Consider the following 16,807-nt stretch of genomic DNA (forward strand, 5'->3'; position numbering starts at 1 on the left):
TTTTCTTTTGAATATTTTCATGTCTGTCGAGTTTTAAAAATGCCTGCAATCCGCATCCTTCCAGCCGATGACAACGCCAATGGCTGGAGCAAAATTCTTGGCCCTCGTATCCCGAATACAGCACTCGAAGGCAATATCAAAGCCGACTGGATTGTACTTGGGGCCGGATTTGCGGGTGTTGCTGCCGCTCGAAGACTGGCCGAAAACCGCCCGAATGAACAGATTGCATTGATTGATGCACAAGAAGTCGGAAAAGGCACATCAGGACGCGCCGCAGGCTTTGCTATCGATCTGCCGCATAATGTCAGCTCATCCACGGAAGAGCTGGCAAAATCGCAGAGTTACCGCGCCTTGGCACGTGCAGCCATCAATCATCTGAAACAGCAGATTGATCGGCACAGCATCGACTGCGACTGGCGGCAGGATGGAAAGTTTCACGCAGCCGTTTCCGATCAGGGCATGCGCGAGGTGCTTGAGCCAACAGTTAAAGAACTGGAGCGCCTTAAAGAACCCTTTGACTGGCTCGAAGGCGATGCTTTGGCAAAACGGCTCGGTACAAGCCATTTCAAGGCAGCGATTTTCACCTATGGCACATCTTTGCTCAATCCGGCAGCACTGGTGCGCGGGCTTGCTGATAATCTGCCTGACAATGTTACGCTTTTTGAAAATTCGGCTGTCACCAAAATCGACTATGGTGATCGCATTCTCATAACAACGGCCAAGGGCAGTATTCAGGCACCGGCCATGATCCTGACGGTCAATGGCTTTGGTGAGCAATTCGGCTTTTTCAGACGAAAGCTTTTAAATTTTGCAGCCCATGCAAGCCTCAGCCGCAAGCTTGACGATGATGAATATAAGGCCATTGGCGAAGTTGCTCCCTGGGGCCTGACCCCTGCCAATTCCTTTGCAGGCATCACCATGCGCCTTACATCGGACCGGCGTATTCTGGTGCGGCAGAATGTGCATTTCTGCCCGTCCCTGCGTCAGTCGGACAGGCAGCGTGCAACAATCAGACAGGAACACAAACGCCTGTTTGATGAACGTTTCCCGATGCTGGCAAATGTGGATATGGAGCATACATGGACAGGTTTTATCTGCCTGTCGCGCAATGGAGCACCGGGTTTTGGGCAGATTGCGAACAATGTCTTCACATCACTGTGCCAGAATGGTGTCGGAATCACCAAGGGAACCATTGGCGGTATTCTTGCAGCCGATATGGCCTGCGACATCGACAATCCCCTGATCGATGACATGTTGAAACTTGGTTCCCCCAATGAATTGCCGCCACGCCCATTCCTTGATATCGGCGTGCGTGCGCGTTTTGCATGGGAATTATGGCGTGCTCGTGGAGAAGTTTGAACCTGAACAAGCGGCTCAAATGTTGTATCAAGCCCACAGAACGCGGCTTTTTGGCGCTTTTTCATTGATAATGCTTGCGTGTTGAAACTTTTGAGTTGTATCGGCAAAGATAACTGGCCAGAACAATCGCAATCAATGCAGTTGCGCATGAAACACCGGGGAATGGTTTCGCAAGGTCAAAACCTGCGAAGCGAACTCAAATCAAAACCGGTCGTGATTGAAACAGGCCTTTCAGATATAAGCGGCAAATGCTGCAATGTTTGAAAGGCGATGAATGATGTTTGCCGCAAGGCTGGATTCATGTTTCATTCGCGGCAAAGAACAAGGAATCTCAATGTGAGTCAGATCGCCTTCTGGGGTGCGGTCGAATTGGGCCTCGTCTTCTCATTTGTCGCCATTGGTGTCTATCTGGCTTTCCGCGTGCTCGATTTCCCCGATCTGACCGTGGATGGCTCTTTCCCGCTTGGTGCGGCTGTTACCGGCGTTCTGATTATTGCAGGCTGGAATCCATGGCTTTCCGCCGGTATTGCGATGATCGCCGGCTCGCTTGCCGGCCTTGTTACGGCAACACTGAATGTACGCTTCAAGATTCTCAATCTTCTGGCCTCGATTCTGACGATGATCGCGCTGTTTTCAGTCAATCTGCGCATTATGGGCCGTCCGAATATCGCATTGATCAATCAGGAGACGATGCTGTCGCCGTTTTTCGGCCATGGCATTCCTGAATATTATGTGCGTCCGGCTTTCCTTTTTGTGCTGGTGGCAATCACGGTTTTCCTCGTCTGGCGCTTTCTTGAAAGCGACATGGGGCTTGCCATGCGTGCAACCGGCGCCAATCCTAAAATGGCGCGGGCACAAGGTGTTCGCACTGACCGTCAGATTTATCTCGGCATGGCGCTTTCCAATGCGCTTGTGGCGCTTGGTGGTTCGCTTTTTGCCCAGACCAATGGTTTTGCAGATGTGACTTCCGGCGTGGGCACCATTGTGGTTGGCCTTGCCGCCGTGATCATTGGTGAAACATTGCTGCGCTCACGTCTGATTCTTGTCATCCTGATTGGCTGTGTGCTTGGTTCGATCATCTACCGCATCGCCATCCAGCTGGCACTTTCCAATGGCAGCATTGTCGGCCTTCAGGCGTCAGATCTCAACATTGCAACGGCACTTCTGGTCACCTTCGCGCTGATATTGCCGCGTCTGCGTCGCGGAGGAGCATCATCATGATCGAACTATCCAATCTTGACGTTATCTTTGGCCGTGGAACACCGCTCGAAAAACAGGTGCTCAACAGGATCAGCCTGACGATGGACCGGGGATCTTTTGTCACCGTGATTGGTTCCAATGGCGCGGGTAAATCGACAATGCTCGGGGTTCTGGCAGGCGATGTTATCCCGACCGCTGGCAAGGTGATGATCAGCGGTCAGGATGTTACCCGCAAGTCAACAGCAGAGCGCGCTGGTCTTGTGGCACGCGTGTTTCAGGATCCGCTTGCAGGCAGTTGTGGAACATTGACCATTGAAGAAAACCTGGCATTGGCGGCATCACGGGGAACACGCCGTGGCCTTACAGATGCACTTAATTCAAAGCGCCGTGAATGGTTTCGCGAACGTGTGGCAAGCCTTAATCTTGGCCTTGAAAACCGTATGCAGGACCGTATGGAGCTTCTCTCCGGCGGCCAGCGTCAGGCGCTTTCGCTGGTCATGGCTACACTTGCCGGCTCGCAAGTGCTGCTGCTTGATGAGCATACGGCAGCGCTTGATCCCGGCATGGCAGAATTTGTGATGGAGCTGACCCGCACACTGATTGCTGAAAACAAGCTTACAGCGCTTATGGTCACGCATTCGATGCGACAGGCGCTGGATTATGGCGATCGGACAATCATGCTGCATGGCGGCAAGATCCTGCTCGATGTCACGGGTGACAAGCGCAAAACGCTTGGTGTTGAAGACCTGATTGAGATGTTCCGCAAGGTGCGTGGACAGACGCTTGATGACGATGCTTTGCTGATTGAGTAGCATTGCAAACAGCTTTGTTGCACAGCCGCCGCCCAGTTTGACCGGCGGCTGTTTCGTTTGAAAACAAATTGCGCTAGTTAAGCTTCATGGCGCAGAAAAAAGCACACGAAGTCGATCAATTTATCAACAGACCGGGCAGCTCGTTTCCGGTGGTCCTGCTCTATGGCCCGGATAAGGGGCTGGTGAATGAACGTGCTCGCCTTTATGCGAAAGCAACCAAACTGCCGCTCGATGATCCTTTTGCGGTTATTCGTATGGAAGCCGACGAGATTGATGCCGACCCCGCAAAACTGGCTGATGAAGCGCATACTATTTCAATGTTTGGCGGCGAACGACTGATCTGGATCAAAAATGCTGCCGGACAGAAGAAGCTTGCCGAAGCGGTAAAACTTCTGGCGACGGAACCGCCGCGCGAAACATATATTCTGATCGAAGCGGGCGATCTCAAAAAAGGGGCTGGCCTGCGCAGTGCCGTTGAAAATTCATCTGCGGGCATGGCTCTGCCCTGCTATTCAGATGATGCACGCGGCATTGATGGTGTCATCGACGATGTTCTCGCTGAATGGAAGATGCAGATCACCATGGATGGCCGTCAGCTCCTGCGGGCAAGCCTTGGTGGTGACAGGCTGGCCACGCGCGGAGAGCTGGAAAAGCTGTGTCTTTATGCACGCGGCAAGGAACGCATCGATATAGATGATGTGCGTGAAGCGGTGGGGGATGTAGCAGGACTGTCAACCGATGAAGTGATTGATGCCGTGCTGACGGGTGACTTACGCCGCTTTGAGGTGACATTTGATCGTGTTGTTAAATCGGGAACGGCACCCTTTCTGTTGCTTAATACCGCCGCCCGTCAGTTTCAGCAGATACAAACCCTGCGCCATATAGCGGACACCGAGCGCAAAACTGCATCAGTCGTGGTCGCGGCTGCGCGTCCACCGATTTTCTTCAATCGCAAGAAGCTGATTGAGAATGCTGTCAGCCGATGGAATGCTGAAAGCCTGGCGCGTGTGATGGAACGTCTGCAACGCGCGGTTCTTGAAAGCCGCCAGAATTCAGCATTGGCTGTAGCGATCATACGTCAATGTTTGCTGGCAATTTCAGTCGAATCCATCAAATTGTCACGCCGATAGCCAATTGCTCATGCATCAGCTGAGTTCATAAAGCTGGCTTTTTTGACCCTAGGGTCAGGACCCATTAATTTGACGGGAATGGTGTGAGGCCATCCGTTCGGATACGAGAAGAAAAGGCGTAGGAAATGTGGTTCATTTTCAAGACTTTTCGACGAAGTAGGCCGGGCGGATGGGCCACATCCTTCGGACATCGAAATGACGTGACGATCTGCTGCGTCGAGCCGCTCAACCGGGGGGAACACCCCGGTCCTCACGTCTCTCCTAGCATAGTCTTCTCATTTCAGATGCCATTCTCATCAAATTAATGGGTCCTGACCCTAACGATTCTCATGAAAAATCAGACGATGACATGCATTGAAATGAATTGATTATATAAAGTGTTTAAATGGTGATCCCGACTGGATTCGAACCAGTGGCCTCAAGATTAGGAATCTTGCGCTCTATCCTACTGAGCTACGGGACCGACCTTTATCAATGCTCCTGATGATCATGAGCATTTTCCGAACACATACTGTTTTTCATGGCTTTCGCCAACCCTGCAAAAAGCAGGGTCAACGTATTTATTCAAATCCTGCTATTCAGGGCGCAAGAGCAGTTTCAATAACTGATACAAAATAGCTTACACCATAAGGAATGGCTTCATCGTTGAAATCATAAGCCGGGTGATGAAGACCGGGCGTATCGCCATTGCCAAGGAATATATAGGCACCGGGACGTACTTCCAGCATATAGGAAAAATCTTCCGCCGCCATCATTGGTGAGACATCCGTTTTTACCTTGCCTTCGCCTGCAACATTTTTTGCAATTCGGGCTGCAAAATCGGTCTGATCATCATGATTATAGGTGACGGGGTAGTTGTTCTTGTAAAGAACAGTGATTTCTGTACCCGTTACAGCTGCGATACCAGCTGCTGCCTCGCGAATACGCTTTTCGGCATAGGCACGGGTTTCCTTGCTCAGAGTCCTTACTGTACCCGAAAGCTTCGCCGTTTCCGGAATAACATTATAAGCTTCGCCTGCATGGAATTTGGTAATCGAGATCACAAGGGAATCGAGCGGATCAATATTGCGTGAAACAATGCCCTGAAGGGCAATATGAAGCTGAGATCCGGCAAGGATCGGATCAATCGTGCGATGCGGTTGTGCTGCATGGCCGCCACGCCCCTTTATTGAAAGGTCAAACTCGTCAGTTGCCGCCATGATCGGACCTTTGCACATGGCAAACTGGCCGATTGCAAGACCCGGAAGATTGTGTACGCCATAGATTTCCTCAATGCCGAAACGCTCCATCACCCCATCCTGAACCATGGCCAGTGCACCAGCGCCACCTTCTTCAGCCGGCTGGAAAAGCAGGACCGCAGAACCACGGAAATTGCGGGTTTCAGCAAGATATTGCGCAGCACCCAGCAGCATCGACGTATGTCCATCATGACCACAGGAATGCGCTTTGCCCGGATTTTTCGAGGCCCATTCAACGCCGCTGGTTTCTGTGATCGGCAAAGCATCCATATCGGCACGAAGACCAATTGCCGGACCATCACCATGGCGCCCCTTGATCACAGCAACAACGCCACTGCGTCCAATGCCGGTTTCGACCTGATCGCAACCGAAAGATTTCAGCTTTTCTTCGACAAACCGCGCCGTTTCCTGAACATCATAGAGAAGTTCAGGGGTTTGATGCAGATGACGGCGCCATGCAGCAATCTCCCCTTGAGTTTCAACGACATGATTAAGCACTGGCATTTCGCAAATATCCTGAGATTCTCTACACATAATCTCAGGTAAGATAGGACGTTTCACTAAAAACGAGCAACCCCAAAAGGGCTGAGACCGGATATGACCTCAACACATTCAACAACGACCGGCATCAGCGGGTGCAAAGCTTCTTTGGAATGATGAATTGATTGCGAGACAAGTAATTTAGATTTTATAGCGAGTTATGTATAGACGTAAACTGTTGCACATGCCGTGTTCCGTACAAACCAAATTCTTGCAGCAGAACCTGTCGAACTCCCAGTTTAACAAAAAAGAGCGCGCGGAAATGTTCCGCGCGCCAACTTTAACTTAGTAAAGAACATTCTTCGCTTCTGGCTTGTCAATATTGTCCTTTGTGACAACAACAACGCCAGTATCGATTGTCTTTTCGACTTTTTCCTTATTAAGCAGCTTTAGCAGCGTCGCAATGCCTATATCGCCCATCTGGTAGGAGCCCTGGACAACGATTGCAGTGAGTGTGCCATCCTTGACGAATTCCTGCAAATCCTGGTTTCCATCAAAACCAATTGCCGCAATCTTGCCTGCTTTGCCAGCCTGCTTGATTGCCCGACCCATGCCGATTGCGGTCGGTTCATTCGCTCCAAAAATGCCCTTCAGGTCACTGTTTGCAGCGAGAACATCAGTGGTCTGATTAAGCGCAGTAGCCATTTGCGACTGCGAATAATAAGGACCGATTATTTCCAGTTCGGAATTAGCCTTTATGTAGTCGGTAAAGCCGCCCACACGACCGATTTCAGATCCGGCACCGGCAACATAAGACATAACCGCGATCTTGCCCGTGGTTCCGACCTCGTCGATAAGAGCCTTGGCAGCAAGTTCACCAGCCTTTTTATTGTCCGTGGACAAGAAAGACTGATAATATTTCTCAGCACCGTCAGCGAGCTGGCTGTCGATGATCACAACCGGGATGCGTGCTTCCCAAGCCTTTTTCACCGCTGGCACGAGCGCATCAGGATCGGACGGCGCAAGGAGTATGGCGTCGACTTTGCGGTTGACAGCATTTTCGACCATATTGACCTGATCAGCGATAGCCGACTCCGATGCAGGTCCCTGGAAAGTCATCGTGTGCTCGCCTTTTGCGTCGGCAATAGCAGCATCAGCACCCTTCTGAACATTCTGCCAGAAAGTCGAATTGACCGTTTTGACGATAACAGCAATTTCACCGGCTGAAGCCACGCCCCCTCCGAAAAAAACCATGACCGAAGCGAAAAGCGCAGTTTTAAATTTACCCATGTTTTCCTCCAACTAACCGAACCCGACCGGAGCTCGAAACGGGGGAAGGTTCTATCCTTCCCGTCCTCCTCTTCAGCGACGATTGCGCAATTGGTCGATCCAAACGGTGACCAAAATGACAAGGCCGATGATGATTTGCTGTGTGAAGGCGGATACGCCATTCATGTTCAAACCATTACGCAAAATGCCGATGACGAATGCACCGATAAAGGTTCCGGAGATTGTACCTACCCCGCCTATTAATGAGGTTCCGCCAATAACCGCGCTGGCAATGGCATCAAGTTCGTACATGACACCCTCATTTGGCTGCGCCGTAACCAGTCGCGACATCAACACACAGCCAGTCAATCCTGCAAGCGTGCCGGAAATCAGGTAGGTATAAGTGGTAATCCGCGAGACGTTGACTCCCGATAGACGCGCCGCAACAGCGTTTGAGCCAATGGCATAGATATGACGGCCAAACACGGTCCGATTGAGGACATATGCAGCAATTATCGCAATTAAAATCATCAGGACAACGGGATAGGGGATGCCTGGAAAAGTGACGACCGGAAATCCTTGCTCATCGATAGACTCGAACCGAAAGAGCGAGCCATTACCCAGAATACCGAAGTCTTCTCCCAGTCCCGACACTGCGCGGGCGCCAGTTATCTGCAACGCCACGCCACGTGCAATCAGCATCATGCCGAGCGTGGCGATAAAGGGAGGCAATTTCAACTTTGTAACAACGAGCCCGTTGATAAATCCACAAAGAGACCCAGTCAGAATGCCGAGCAGCATCGAAATCCAGATGGGTAGTTGCAATTCCTTGACGGCCAGCGCGGCGACAACGCCAGCAAGAGCGAGCACCGAACCAACAGACAGATCGATACCACCAGTGATGATGACATAAGTCGCACCAATGCCAAGCAATGCAATCGAGGTAACCTGAAGAGCAATCGTCATGCCATTGCCGACAGTAAAGAAAGCACTGCTCGTTGCGGAGAAGATCGCAGCCAGCACGACAAGACTGCCGAGTGCGGCAAACTTCTGAATAATATCCTTTTGCCGCTCGCTGAGACGTCGTCCTTTCCCTGCCGGGACTTGTGTCTGCTCTTCGGGTTTGTCGCTGATTACATCCGCCATGCTGATTATCCTTATTCGCCGCGCCGGCCACTGCCGGACGCGTAATGCATGATCTCTTCCTGATTGGTGTCTCGCGTCGTGAGTGTCGCAGCAATGCGCCTGCCATGAAAGACGGCGATGCGATCAGACATCCCAAGCACTTCCGGCAATTCAGAACTGATCAAAACGACCGCGATACCACGCGCCGCAAGCTCATCCATTATCTGATAGATCGCAAATTTCGCTCCAACGTCAATGCCACGGGTCGGCTCGTCGAAAAACATAACCCGCGGCTCACGAAACAGCCATTTTCCAATGATGATCTTCTGCTGATTGCCGCCCGACAGAAGGCGGACCGGCTGATGGAGACTCGGAGTCTTGATATTCAGAAGATCGACATAATGCTGGCTCGCATCCCGCAGCTGCTTGCGCTCGATAACACCGAGACTATTACTGACCGCCTGCATGTGCGCCATTACCAGATTGGCATCGACGGGCATTGCTACGGCCAGACCTTGAGCCTTGCGATCTTCAGACAGGTAAGCAATGCCTGCATCAATTGCGCTGCGTGGATCTGTAATCTTCAATTCTCGACCGTCGAGCATAATCGTGCCCGCATCAAGCGGATCAGCACCGAAAATTGCCCGCGCTACTTCCGTTCGTCCCGCCCCCATTAGTCCGGCAAAACCAAGAATCTCGCCACGACGAATATCAAAGCTGATGTTTTCAAAAACATCGCGCCTTGTCAGCCCCTTCACCGAGAAAATGACATCGTCAACAGGCCGACGGGTCGGCTCGGGAAACTTGTCCTCCAACGAGCGTCCAACCATTCTCGCGACAATATCATCGACAGTGAGGTCAGCAAAATCATCGGTCGAAACATATCGCCCGTCACGCAAAACCGTAACGCGATCAACAATTTCCTGCATCTCATCCAATCGATGAGAGATATAAATAATGCCGGTCCCCTGACTTTTCTGGTCGCGGATCACCTTGAAAAGAAGTTGCGCCTCCTGTTCGGTCAGAGACGAGGTCGGCTCGTCCATAATCAGCACATTCGCATCCAGAGAAAGCGCCTTCGCGATTTCCACCATCTGACATTGGGCGACAGAAAGCGTTCGCACCTGCAGATTCGGATCGATACTAACTCCGAGCCGATCCAAACAACGCTTGGCATCTGCGATCAACTTCTTTCGATCGACCAGAAAGCCCCAGCGGGGTTCCCGTGCGAGATAGATGTTCTCCGCGACGCTCAGATGCGGCACAAGGTTAAGTTCCTGATGAATAATGGCGATGCCAGCCGCTTCCGACTCAAGTGTCGAAGCGAAACTGACCGGTGCTCCCTTATAGGTGATCGAACCTGAATTTGGCTGATATACACCGCTGATGATTTTCATCAGCGTTGATTTGCCTGCACCATTTTCTCCGCAGACAGCATGAACTTCTCCGGCGCGTAGATCAAAACTGACGCCAGAAAGTGCTTTTACGCCTGGAAATTCCTTTGATACGTCTTCGAGCTTCAACAGCACAGGAGTCGCCCCATATGACTCCTTCGCAGCAAGACCTCTCATCGCGCTCCTCCTCCCGAGGCTCTGATAAAAGTTGCCATTTAATGGGGGAAAATAGATAATTGGTCAAGCCGCTTTCTCGTACTTTGTTCAAAACTGGAATAAAATGGGGAAAATGTCGCGATTTCCAATCGCTTTCAATTGTATTGGTCTTACCAAATGCTTGAGGCTCGAAAAGTTTACCAGCAAATCGCGGACCAGATCCGTGAGTTTATCGGTGAAAACTCACTGGTTGCCGGATCCAGATTGCCGGCTGAACGTGAATTGGCACAGCAACTGGGCATTTCACGTCCATCCCTTCGCGAAGCGCTAATTGCGCTCGAAATCGAAGGCGTTATAGAAATTCGATCTGGATCAGGCATTTATGTGCTTCCATCGATCTCTGCTGATGTGAACGAGCAGACATTGGGTGAAAGCCCTGTTGAATTGATGCAGGCGAGAATCTTGATCGAATGCGGCTTAATAGCGCAATGCGCAGCAAAAATCAGCGAGCAGGAATTAGCAAAACTGGAGAGCATCCTCGAAGCAATGTCGGAAGAAATTGAAGCCAATCGCAGGCCTGTCGAACAAGATAGACAGTTTCACATCGGTCTCGCATCGGCGGTGGGGAACAGTGTTATGATCAATATGGTAACTAAGCTCTTCGATGAAAGGCACAGTCCTATCTCAGAACACATGCAACGGCGTACGGAAAGCCAGAGCACATGGCGATCAGCAGTTGAAGAGCATTATGCCATCTTGACTGCGCTACGGGCGAGAGACCCCTTCTCGGCGCAGGTCGCTATGCATGCACACCTCACCGCGTCCAAACGCCGTTGGGTTGAAGAATAGCTGTATACCATTATTAACGAGCTGCCTTAGTGGTAGACTTAAGTATTTAAAAGAAAAGATTTACTTATAAATCGCAACCTATCACGAAAACTTAGATGAGTTCCGCCGCATATATTAGCGGCAATGATAATGCGCTCTGGCCTGTCGTGGTGAGCCAGAGCCTTATCTATAAAGCATTCGGCAATTGTTAGTTAGTATTAGTTCAGTTTGTCGGGATAGTTTCGGACATTTTGTTAAATTAATTTCCGCAGAGATTTAGGTCAGACCCACTGCCTACATCTGATTGTGTCTGGTTATCACCATGGTGCGCAGGGGATAGGGATAGATTTTTTACCTAGCGCTCACTTCGAGATGTTCGGAGCGATAAATTACTTCAATGCCCATCTTTTTCATCAGTGGTGCGAAGTGCAACCATCCGATTTGTAGCCCTTCTGCCGTTGAAAGACCTTGCAACATTTGACATTCAGCAAACAAGTCGTTGAGATACAGTTGGTCGATCCGGCACTGGTCGCGCAGAATAATAGGCTACTATTGGTAAAGCTGAGAAGCTTGGTCTACCGACTAACCGACAGCTTGCGGACAAGGTCAATAATTTCTTCCCATCCAGCAAGCCCGTCTTGCTGAGCGCTCTGGATAAAAATCGCTTTTCAGCGCCAGCTCCCCGATCTTGGCATGAAGCGTTTTAAAGTCATGGTTGGAACTGACGATTCAACCTTGGTCTCATCACCAAAGGCGCAAGTCGCGGACCCTCTCAAAAAGCTGATCTTTGCGCTGCTTGATCTGGTTGGCATATACATCGAATTGTTGCTATAATTCGACCAGTTTTTCTCACCACTGATCGCAGCAAACGCTACCTTAGCTTTAAAGGATGAGCTGTAGTTTCGCCACGACCATCTCGTAGCGTGAACTCCTGTTTCCAGCATCTAAACCAAATTCAAGCAGAACTTCAACTTATCATAACCATTCAAATTACAAGAACCACCTCTAATTGCCAGTCGCCATTCGTGGCTCTAATTCAAACCCGTCGAACCATAGCTCTACGTGCGTTGAGAAGAAGTGAACTTCAATGTGGTCCCTCAGCATAACCTCAACAAATGTATGATTGACTGAGACTTGCTTCTCAAATGCCTATATGCCTGATAATACAAGCATGCGGAATGCATCTCAAAATAGCTGCCGCTGTCAATCAAGGCCGAGGAGCTTTACTGCCACCTCAACCTTCATTTTGGTTGATTGCAAGAATCATATTTAGCATCGCGTTCGCCGTGCACCTGAATTAAATTCATGAGCATGATCACCAGCAACGAAACTATAATTACAAAAACCGATACCGCCGATATGGTTGGATTGACTTCGGTCGTCACCCCGTCCCACATCATTTTCGGCAATGTTGCAGTGCGTGCCCCAGAAATGAAAATCGCGATTAGCACTTCGTCGAAAGACGCGATAAAGGCGAGAAACCCGCCAGCCAGGATAGCATTGCGAAGCAGTGGAAACTGGATGAAACGAAAGACCTTGGCCGGACCAGCACCCAGACTGCGTGCGGCAGCCGCAAGATGATGATCGCGGGCTGACAAAGCCGCACTGACCGTGATGATGACATAAGGCAATCCCAAAACCATATGCGCCATCACCAGCCCTGTCTCCGTGCCGACCAGCCCCAAAGCCGAATAAAGCTGATAAAGCCCAAGTGCGAAAATAATATTGGGGACCAGCAGCGGCGAAAGCATTAATCCTACAAAGATATACCGTGACAATCTGCTCATGCGGCTCATGCCAAGTACGGCAAGGGTTCCCAGAATGGCTGCGCCGATTGCTGCGGCCAGCGCAATGCGCAAGCTGCGAAGGGTCGCCTCCATCCAGGCAGGATTGCCAAAATAAGCCTGATACCATTGCAGGGAGTAACCGGGCGGCGGGAAAGTCAGATAACGCGCCGAACTGAACGAAAGCGGGATCAGCACAAAAGTGGGCAGAACCAGAAACAGAAGCACCAGTGCCGCGTAGGATGGCAGACCCCACCCTGAAGATTTGACGACAAATGTGCCATTTGTTCCGCTTCGCCGTTCGCCCCGCTCCATAAAACGAGCGTAAGCCACGCATAATATGAGGCACAATACCAGCAAAACCATGGCTATAGCCGAAGCAAATCCCAAATTAAGCAATTTACTGACCTGCTGGTCAATCAGTTGCGCAACGAATAGGTCTTCACGCCCACCCAGCAACGCAGGAATGATATATGAGCCAAGAGATGCCACGAAAGTCAGAGTACTTCCCGCGATGATAGCCGGAAGCGACAAGGGCAGATAAATACGCAGAAACGCCGAAGCGGGCCGTGCCCCTAGCGAACGCGCAGCATTGATCAACGAAATGTCGATCCTTGAAAGCACGGCATAAAGCGTCAGGATCATGGCAGGCAGCAGGATATGCACATTACCGATGATCGTTCCAAGCGTCGTATAGGATAATGCCAGCGGCGAATCGATCACCCCAAGCGTTTTGAGCGTGGCATTGATGAGGCCGCGCTTTTGCAGGATAACAGTCCAGGCATAGGTTCTGACGAGCGCACTGGTCCAGAAGGGTATCAGGATGAATGCAAATGCAATTGTGCGCCGCCTCGCACTCAACCGTGTGAGCCATATGGCGACCGGATAGCCAAGCACGAGGCAGATCAGCGTCACAATGGCCGATATGCGAAACGTTATAACAAAAGACTGCCAGTAAATCTCGGTAGAGAATAGCCGGGCATAATTTTCATACCATGCATCCTGGGTAGAAAAGCTGCGCAACAGCGTCTGCACGATCGGGCCAAGATAGATAAACAGCAACACAATAAGAGCGGGAGCGCAAAGAATATAGGCTGAAGCCGTTGCTTTGTGCATCCGAAAACGCATAAGCAGGGTCTGGCCTTTTTCTGCGGCTTTTTTCGATGGATAATTGGCTGAAATATCGCTCATTGAGCTAACTCATGTGCGTTGTTCGCATCCCACCCCAGTTTGAGCCATTGGCCCTGCGCCAATTGGTCGGGTAGCTTTCCCTTTTCAAGCCTGACGGTGATCGGCCTTCCCTGTGCCTGCAGGGAAACAATATAATGCGTGCCTTCATAAATGATGGCCTGCACCTGCGCATCCAGCCTGTAATCCGAGAGCGTGACCCGATCGCCTGTATAGATATACTCAGGGCGAACCAGCATAGTCCCCGTCTGTCCCGGCTTGAACAGTTCCATCGGCATCAGATTGGCTTCGCCAATAAATTCGGCAACGAAGCGGTTAGCCGGGCGTTCGTAAATTTCCTGCGGTGAAGATAATTGTGCAATGCGCCCCTCTTCCATAACCGCAATACGATCAGACAGAGCCAGCGCTTCACCCTGATCATGTGTGACATAGATGACCGTGAGGCCCAGTCTTTGCTGAATGAGCTTGAGTTCAGACTTCATATGCTCACGCAAGCGTTTGTCGAGAGCGCTCAGCGGCTCATCCATCAACATGATTGCCGGACCAAAGACCTGCGCCCGCGCCAGAGCAACACGCTGCTGCTGCCCACCGGAAAGCTCCGAAGGATAACGCCCAGCAAATGCTTCCAGCTTGACGATGGTGAGGGCCTCTTCCACGCGTTTGCGGCATTCATTGCGGCCAATGCCGCGCATTTTGAGCGGAAAGGCAACATTCTGTGTGACCGTCATATGCGGAAACAAGGCGTAGTTCTGGAAGACCACCGCAATGTCGCGCTTTTCTGGCGGCAGATGCGAAATATCAACGCCACGCAGCTTTATAGAACCGGAATCACCTTGCAAGATACCGGCAATGATACTGAGCATAGTGGTTTTACCCGATCCGCTTGGCCCAAGCAGGGTCAGGAATTCGCCTTGCCGAACGTCAAGATCAACATCACGCAGAATAGGCGTTGAACCGTAATTTTTATTCAGCTGTCTGATTTGAATTATATTGGCGTCGTCTAAAGGGGGCACGACTGTCGTCCATACTTTCAAGGAAGAGAATGGGAGGGTGACACCCTCCCTTCAGAGAATTATTTCAGCAGCCATTGATTGAAACGTTCACTGACTTTTCCGTAATTCTCTGACCACCACTTCGGGTCGGTTTTCACCGCCTGTTCCTGCAACTGCGGTGAAGTCGGCAATTGCGCATCATCGTCGATAAATTCAAATGCGCGTTTGTTGCTCGGACCATAATCAATGAGCTTCGCAAGATCTGCCTGGCGCTCCGGCTGCGATACAAAAGCAATGAATTTCACCGCAGCATCCTTGTGCTGCGAACCACGCGGAATAACCCATGACTGAGATGTCTGAAGGGCCTGCCCCCAGTTCACATCTACAGGCGCACCGTCACGTTTTGCTTTCTGCACGCGTGCATTGCCAGCCGCCGAATAGGCAACTTCGCCGTCAACCAATAATTGCTCCGCCTTGCCTGCAGTTTCCCACCAGACCTGAACATGTGGTTTAATCTTGTCGAGGCTTTTAAATGCACGATCCACATCTAAAGGATAGAGCTTGTCCGCCTCAACGCCATCGGCCAGAAGCGCAATTTCCAGTGTATTGATCGGGCGCTTATTCAAGGTGCGATCACCGGGGAATTTTTCAACGTCCCAGAACTCAGCCCATGATGTGGCAGATTTTTCAAGATCAACACGCTCGGAATTATAATTTAATGTTGTTGACCAGATGATGCTCGGAACCGAATAATCGCTGATCAGACTGGCATCGAAGTCTTCACTTTTAACTCCAGCTGCGGCATAATCGATTTTCTCGAAAAGATTGAGTTTTGAGCCGCGATAAACGAACTCCTGATCGACATCGACCACATCCCATTCTACATTTCCGCTTTCGACCATGGCCTGAAACTTGGCTGGATCGGACGGCGACTGTTCGATAATTCTTATGCCGGTTTCCTTGGTAAAAGGTTCAAAGAACGCCTTGCGCTGCGCCTCCTGATAGGAGCCGCCCTGCCCCACGACGACAAGCGTTTCCTCCGCTCTGGACGAAGTGCTTGCAAGGCTTGTGCTGAGTGCGACAATGCCGGTTAAAATAAAAGCTCTGCGATTGAATGATGTCATGATGTGTCTCTTGTGATTATTCTGTTGCAGCATTGTCAGCAACATGAGCGGCGGGATGAGCGGGACGTTCCAGGCCAAGGTTTTCCCGCAAGGTTTTCCCTTGATAATCGTCGTGGAAAAGACCACGTCTCTGCAATTCAGGGATCAGCAGGTCAAAAATATCCTGCAACCCTTCTATGAAATAAGGGGGCATAATGTTGAAGCCGTCGCAGGCCTCGCCGACGAACCATTCCTCGATGAGATCGGCTATTTCTTCCGCAGTACCAACGACCTGACGATGGCCCCCCGCTCCCGATGTCTCGTATAATTCGCGGATGGTCAGCCCCTTGATGCGTGCTGCATCCAGTTGCGCCTTGATAGATTTGATGCCATTTGTTTCCGGCAGATCCGGGATCGGACCATCAAGCGGGTAAGCAGACATATCGCCGAATTTCGGCGCCAGCATCGCATAAACCACAGCAGGATGAATGAGCGACCGAAGCTTTTGGTGACGTTCTTCCGCTTCCATACGCGTACGCCCGATAATAGGCAAAATTCCCGGCAATATTTTCAGCGAATCCCGGTTTCGTCCTTCAGCTGGAAGCCGCGCTTTTAAACCTTCGTAAAAGATGCGTGCATTTTCGAAATTCTGCTGCGCAGTATAGACGAGATCTGAATAGCCCCTAGATTTGTAGACACCTTGTGACTTAAAAAAGAGGCAAGGAGCTTACGATGGGTAAAGCTAATTT

At 50.8% G+C, this 16,807-nt stretch carries 14 protein-coding genes and 1 tRNA gene; 6 read left to right on the forward strand and 9 right to left on the reverse strand.

What is annotated here, in order from left to right:
- The first annotated feature begins 39 nt into the window (after window positions 1-39).
- The 4 genes from FHY56_RS12750 to holA all read left to right on the forward strand — a co-directional run bounded on the left by FHY56_RS12750 (window position 40) and on the right by holA (window position 4,501).
- A complete protein-coding gene (locus tag FHY56_RS12750; RefSeq protein WP_140905580.1) occupies window positions 40-1,359 on the forward strand; it encodes an NAD(P)/FAD-dependent oxidoreductase in 1,320 nt (439 codons plus the stop codon).
- A gap of 336 nt (window positions 1,360-1,695) precedes the next feature.
- Window positions 1,696-2,580: an ABC transporter permease gene (locus FHY56_RS12755; protein ID WP_140905581.1), complete on the forward strand. Its 885-nt coding sequence runs from the start codon at window positions 1,696-1,698 to the stop codon at window positions 2,578-2,580.
- A complete protein-coding gene (locus FHY56_RS12760; RefSeq protein ID WP_140905582.1) occupies window positions 2,577-3,371 on the forward strand; it encodes an ABC transporter ATP-binding protein in 795 nt (264 codons plus the stop codon). Before FHY56_RS12755 ends, FHY56_RS12760 begins: the two co-directional genes overlap by 4 nt.
- 86 nt (window positions 3,372-3,457) lie before the next feature.
- Window positions 3,458-4,501, forward strand: a complete 1,044-nt coding sequence (gene holA / locus FHY56_RS12765) for a DNA polymerase III subunit delta (protein WP_140905583.1) — start codon at window positions 3,458-3,460, stop codon at window positions 4,499-4,501.
- 386 nt (window positions 4,502-4,887) lie between these two features.
- On the opposite strand, the gene FHY56_RS12770 is transcribed toward holA, so the two are convergent.
- From FHY56_RS12770 to FHY56_RS12790, 5 genes are all read right to left on the reverse strand, one after another.
- Window positions 4,888-4,964 (reverse strand) — tRNA-Arg (locus FHY56_RS12770).
- A gap of 115 nt (window positions 4,965-5,079) precedes the next feature.
- Window positions 5,080-6,243 carry a M20 aminoacylase family protein gene (locus FHY56_RS12775; RefSeq protein ID WP_140905584.1) on the reverse strand — a complete coding sequence of 388 codons (1,164 nt, stop codon included), beginning with the start codon at window positions 6,241-6,243 and terminating at the stop codon, window positions 5,080-5,082.
- A 321-nt stretch (window positions 6,244-6,564) separates the two neighbouring features.
- The gene (locus FHY56_RS12780; protein WP_140905585.1) at window positions 6,565-7,509 is read right to left on the reverse strand and encodes an ABC transporter substrate-binding protein; all 945 of its coding nucleotides are present in this window, start codon (window positions 7,507-7,509) and stop codon (window positions 6,565-6,567) included.
- 72 nt (window positions 7,510-7,581) lie between these two features.
- A complete protein-coding gene (locus FHY56_RS12785; RefSeq protein WP_140905586.1) occupies window positions 7,582-8,634 on the reverse strand; it encodes an ABC transporter permease in 1,053 nt (350 codons plus the stop codon).
- An 11-nt stretch (window positions 8,635-8,645) separates the two neighbouring features.
- Complete coding sequence (locus tag FHY56_RS12790) at window positions 8,646-10,184, reverse strand: sugar ABC transporter ATP-binding protein (protein WP_140905587.1); 1,539 nt, start codon at window positions 10,182-10,184, stop codon at window positions 8,646-8,648.
- Window positions 10,185-10,340: 156 nt separating this feature from the next.
- Between FHY56_RS12790 and FHY56_RS12795 the strand changes: the two genes are divergently transcribed.
- Complete coding sequence (locus FHY56_RS12795; protein WP_140905588.1) at window positions 10,341-11,012, forward strand: FadR/GntR family transcriptional regulator; 672 nt, start codon at window positions 10,341-10,343, stop codon at window positions 11,010-11,012.
- Window positions 11,013-11,684: 672 nt separating this feature from the next.
- Window positions 11,685-11,825, forward strand: coding sequence for a hypothetical protein (locus tag FHY56_RS17820; protein ID WP_158447762.1), 141 nt, complete (start codon window positions 11,685-11,687; stop codon window positions 11,823-11,825).
- Between the two features lie 407 nt (window positions 11,826-12,232).
- Here the strand turns inward: FHY56_RS17820 and FHY56_RS12800 are convergent, their stop codons facing one another.
- Genes FHY56_RS12800 through FHY56_RS12815 form a run of 4 tightly spaced genes read right to left on the reverse strand, consistent with a single transcriptional unit; the run spans window position 12,233 to window position 16,611 of the window.
- Window positions 12,233-13,966, reverse strand: a complete 1,734-nt coding sequence (locus tag FHY56_RS12800) for an ABC transporter permease subunit (protein ID WP_140905589.1) — start codon at window positions 13,964-13,966, stop codon at window positions 12,233-12,235.
- A complete protein-coding gene (locus FHY56_RS12805; protein WP_140905590.1) occupies window positions 13,963-14,976 on the reverse strand; it encodes an ABC transporter ATP-binding protein in 1,014 nt (337 codons plus the stop codon). The genes FHY56_RS12800 and FHY56_RS12805 overlap by 4 nt, the downstream gene beginning before the upstream one ends.
- A 59-nt stretch (window positions 14,977-15,035) precedes the next feature.
- Entirely contained in the window at window positions 15,036-16,079 is a 1,044-nt protein-coding gene (locus tag FHY56_RS12810; RefSeq protein ID WP_158447763.1) for a polyamine ABC transporter substrate-binding protein, read from the reverse strand.
- 16 nt (window positions 16,080-16,095) lie between these two features.
- Window positions 16,096-16,611: an LLM class oxidoreductase gene (locus tag FHY56_RS12815; protein ID WP_140905592.1), complete on the reverse strand. Its 516-nt coding sequence runs from the start codon at window positions 16,609-16,611 to the stop codon at window positions 16,096-16,098.
- Window positions 16,612-16,807 lie beyond the last annotated feature (196 nt).

The organism is Brucella gallinifaecis (assembly GCF_006476605.1).
GTDB lineage: Bacteria > Pseudomonadota > Alphaproteobacteria > Rhizobiales > Rhizobiaceae > Brucella > Brucella gallinifaecis.

Bases quoted from the DNA above. Each gene is read 5' to 3' on its own strand.
- FHY56_RS17820 (WP_158447762.1), top strand. From the start codon at position 11,685: ATGAAGCGTTTTAAAGTCATGGTTGGAACTGACGATTCAACCTTGGTC.
- FHY56_RS12795 (WP_140905588.1), top strand. From the start codon at position 10,341: ATGCTTGAGGCTCGAAAAGTTTACCAGCAAATCGCGGACCAGATCCGT.
- FHY56_RS12750 (WP_140905580.1), top strand. From the start codon at position 40: ATGCCTGCAATCCGCATCCTTCCAGCCGATGACAACGCCAATGGCTGG.
- FHY56_RS12810 (WP_158447763.1), bottom strand. From the start codon at position 16,079: ATGACATCATTCAATCGCAGAGCTTTTATTTTAACCGGCATTGTCGCA.
- holA (WP_140905583.1), top strand. From the start codon at position 3,458: ATGGCGCAGAAAAAAGCACACGAAGTCGATCAATTTATCAACAGACCG.
- FHY56_RS12800 (WP_140905589.1), bottom strand. From the start codon at position 13,966: ATGAGCGATATTTCAGCCAATTATCCATCGAAAAAAGCCGCAGAAAAA.
- FHY56_RS12775 (WP_140905584.1), bottom strand. From the start codon at position 6,243: ATGCCAGTGCTTAATCATGTCGTTGAAACTCAAGGGGAGATTGCTGCA.
- FHY56_RS12790 (WP_140905587.1), bottom strand. From the start codon at position 10,184: ATGAGAGGTCTTGCTGCGAAGGAGTCATATGGGGCGACTCCTGTGCTG.
- FHY56_RS12785 (WP_140905586.1), bottom strand. From the start codon at position 8,634: ATGGCGGATGTAATCAGCGACAAACCCGAAGAGCAGACACAAGTCCCG.
- FHY56_RS12780 (WP_140905585.1), bottom strand. From the start codon at position 7,509: ATGGGTAAATTTAAAACTGCGCTTTTCGCTTCGGTCATGGTTTTTTTC.
- FHY56_RS12760 (WP_140905582.1), top strand. From the start codon at position 2,577: ATGATCGAACTATCCAATCTTGACGTTATCTTTGGCCGTGGAACACCG.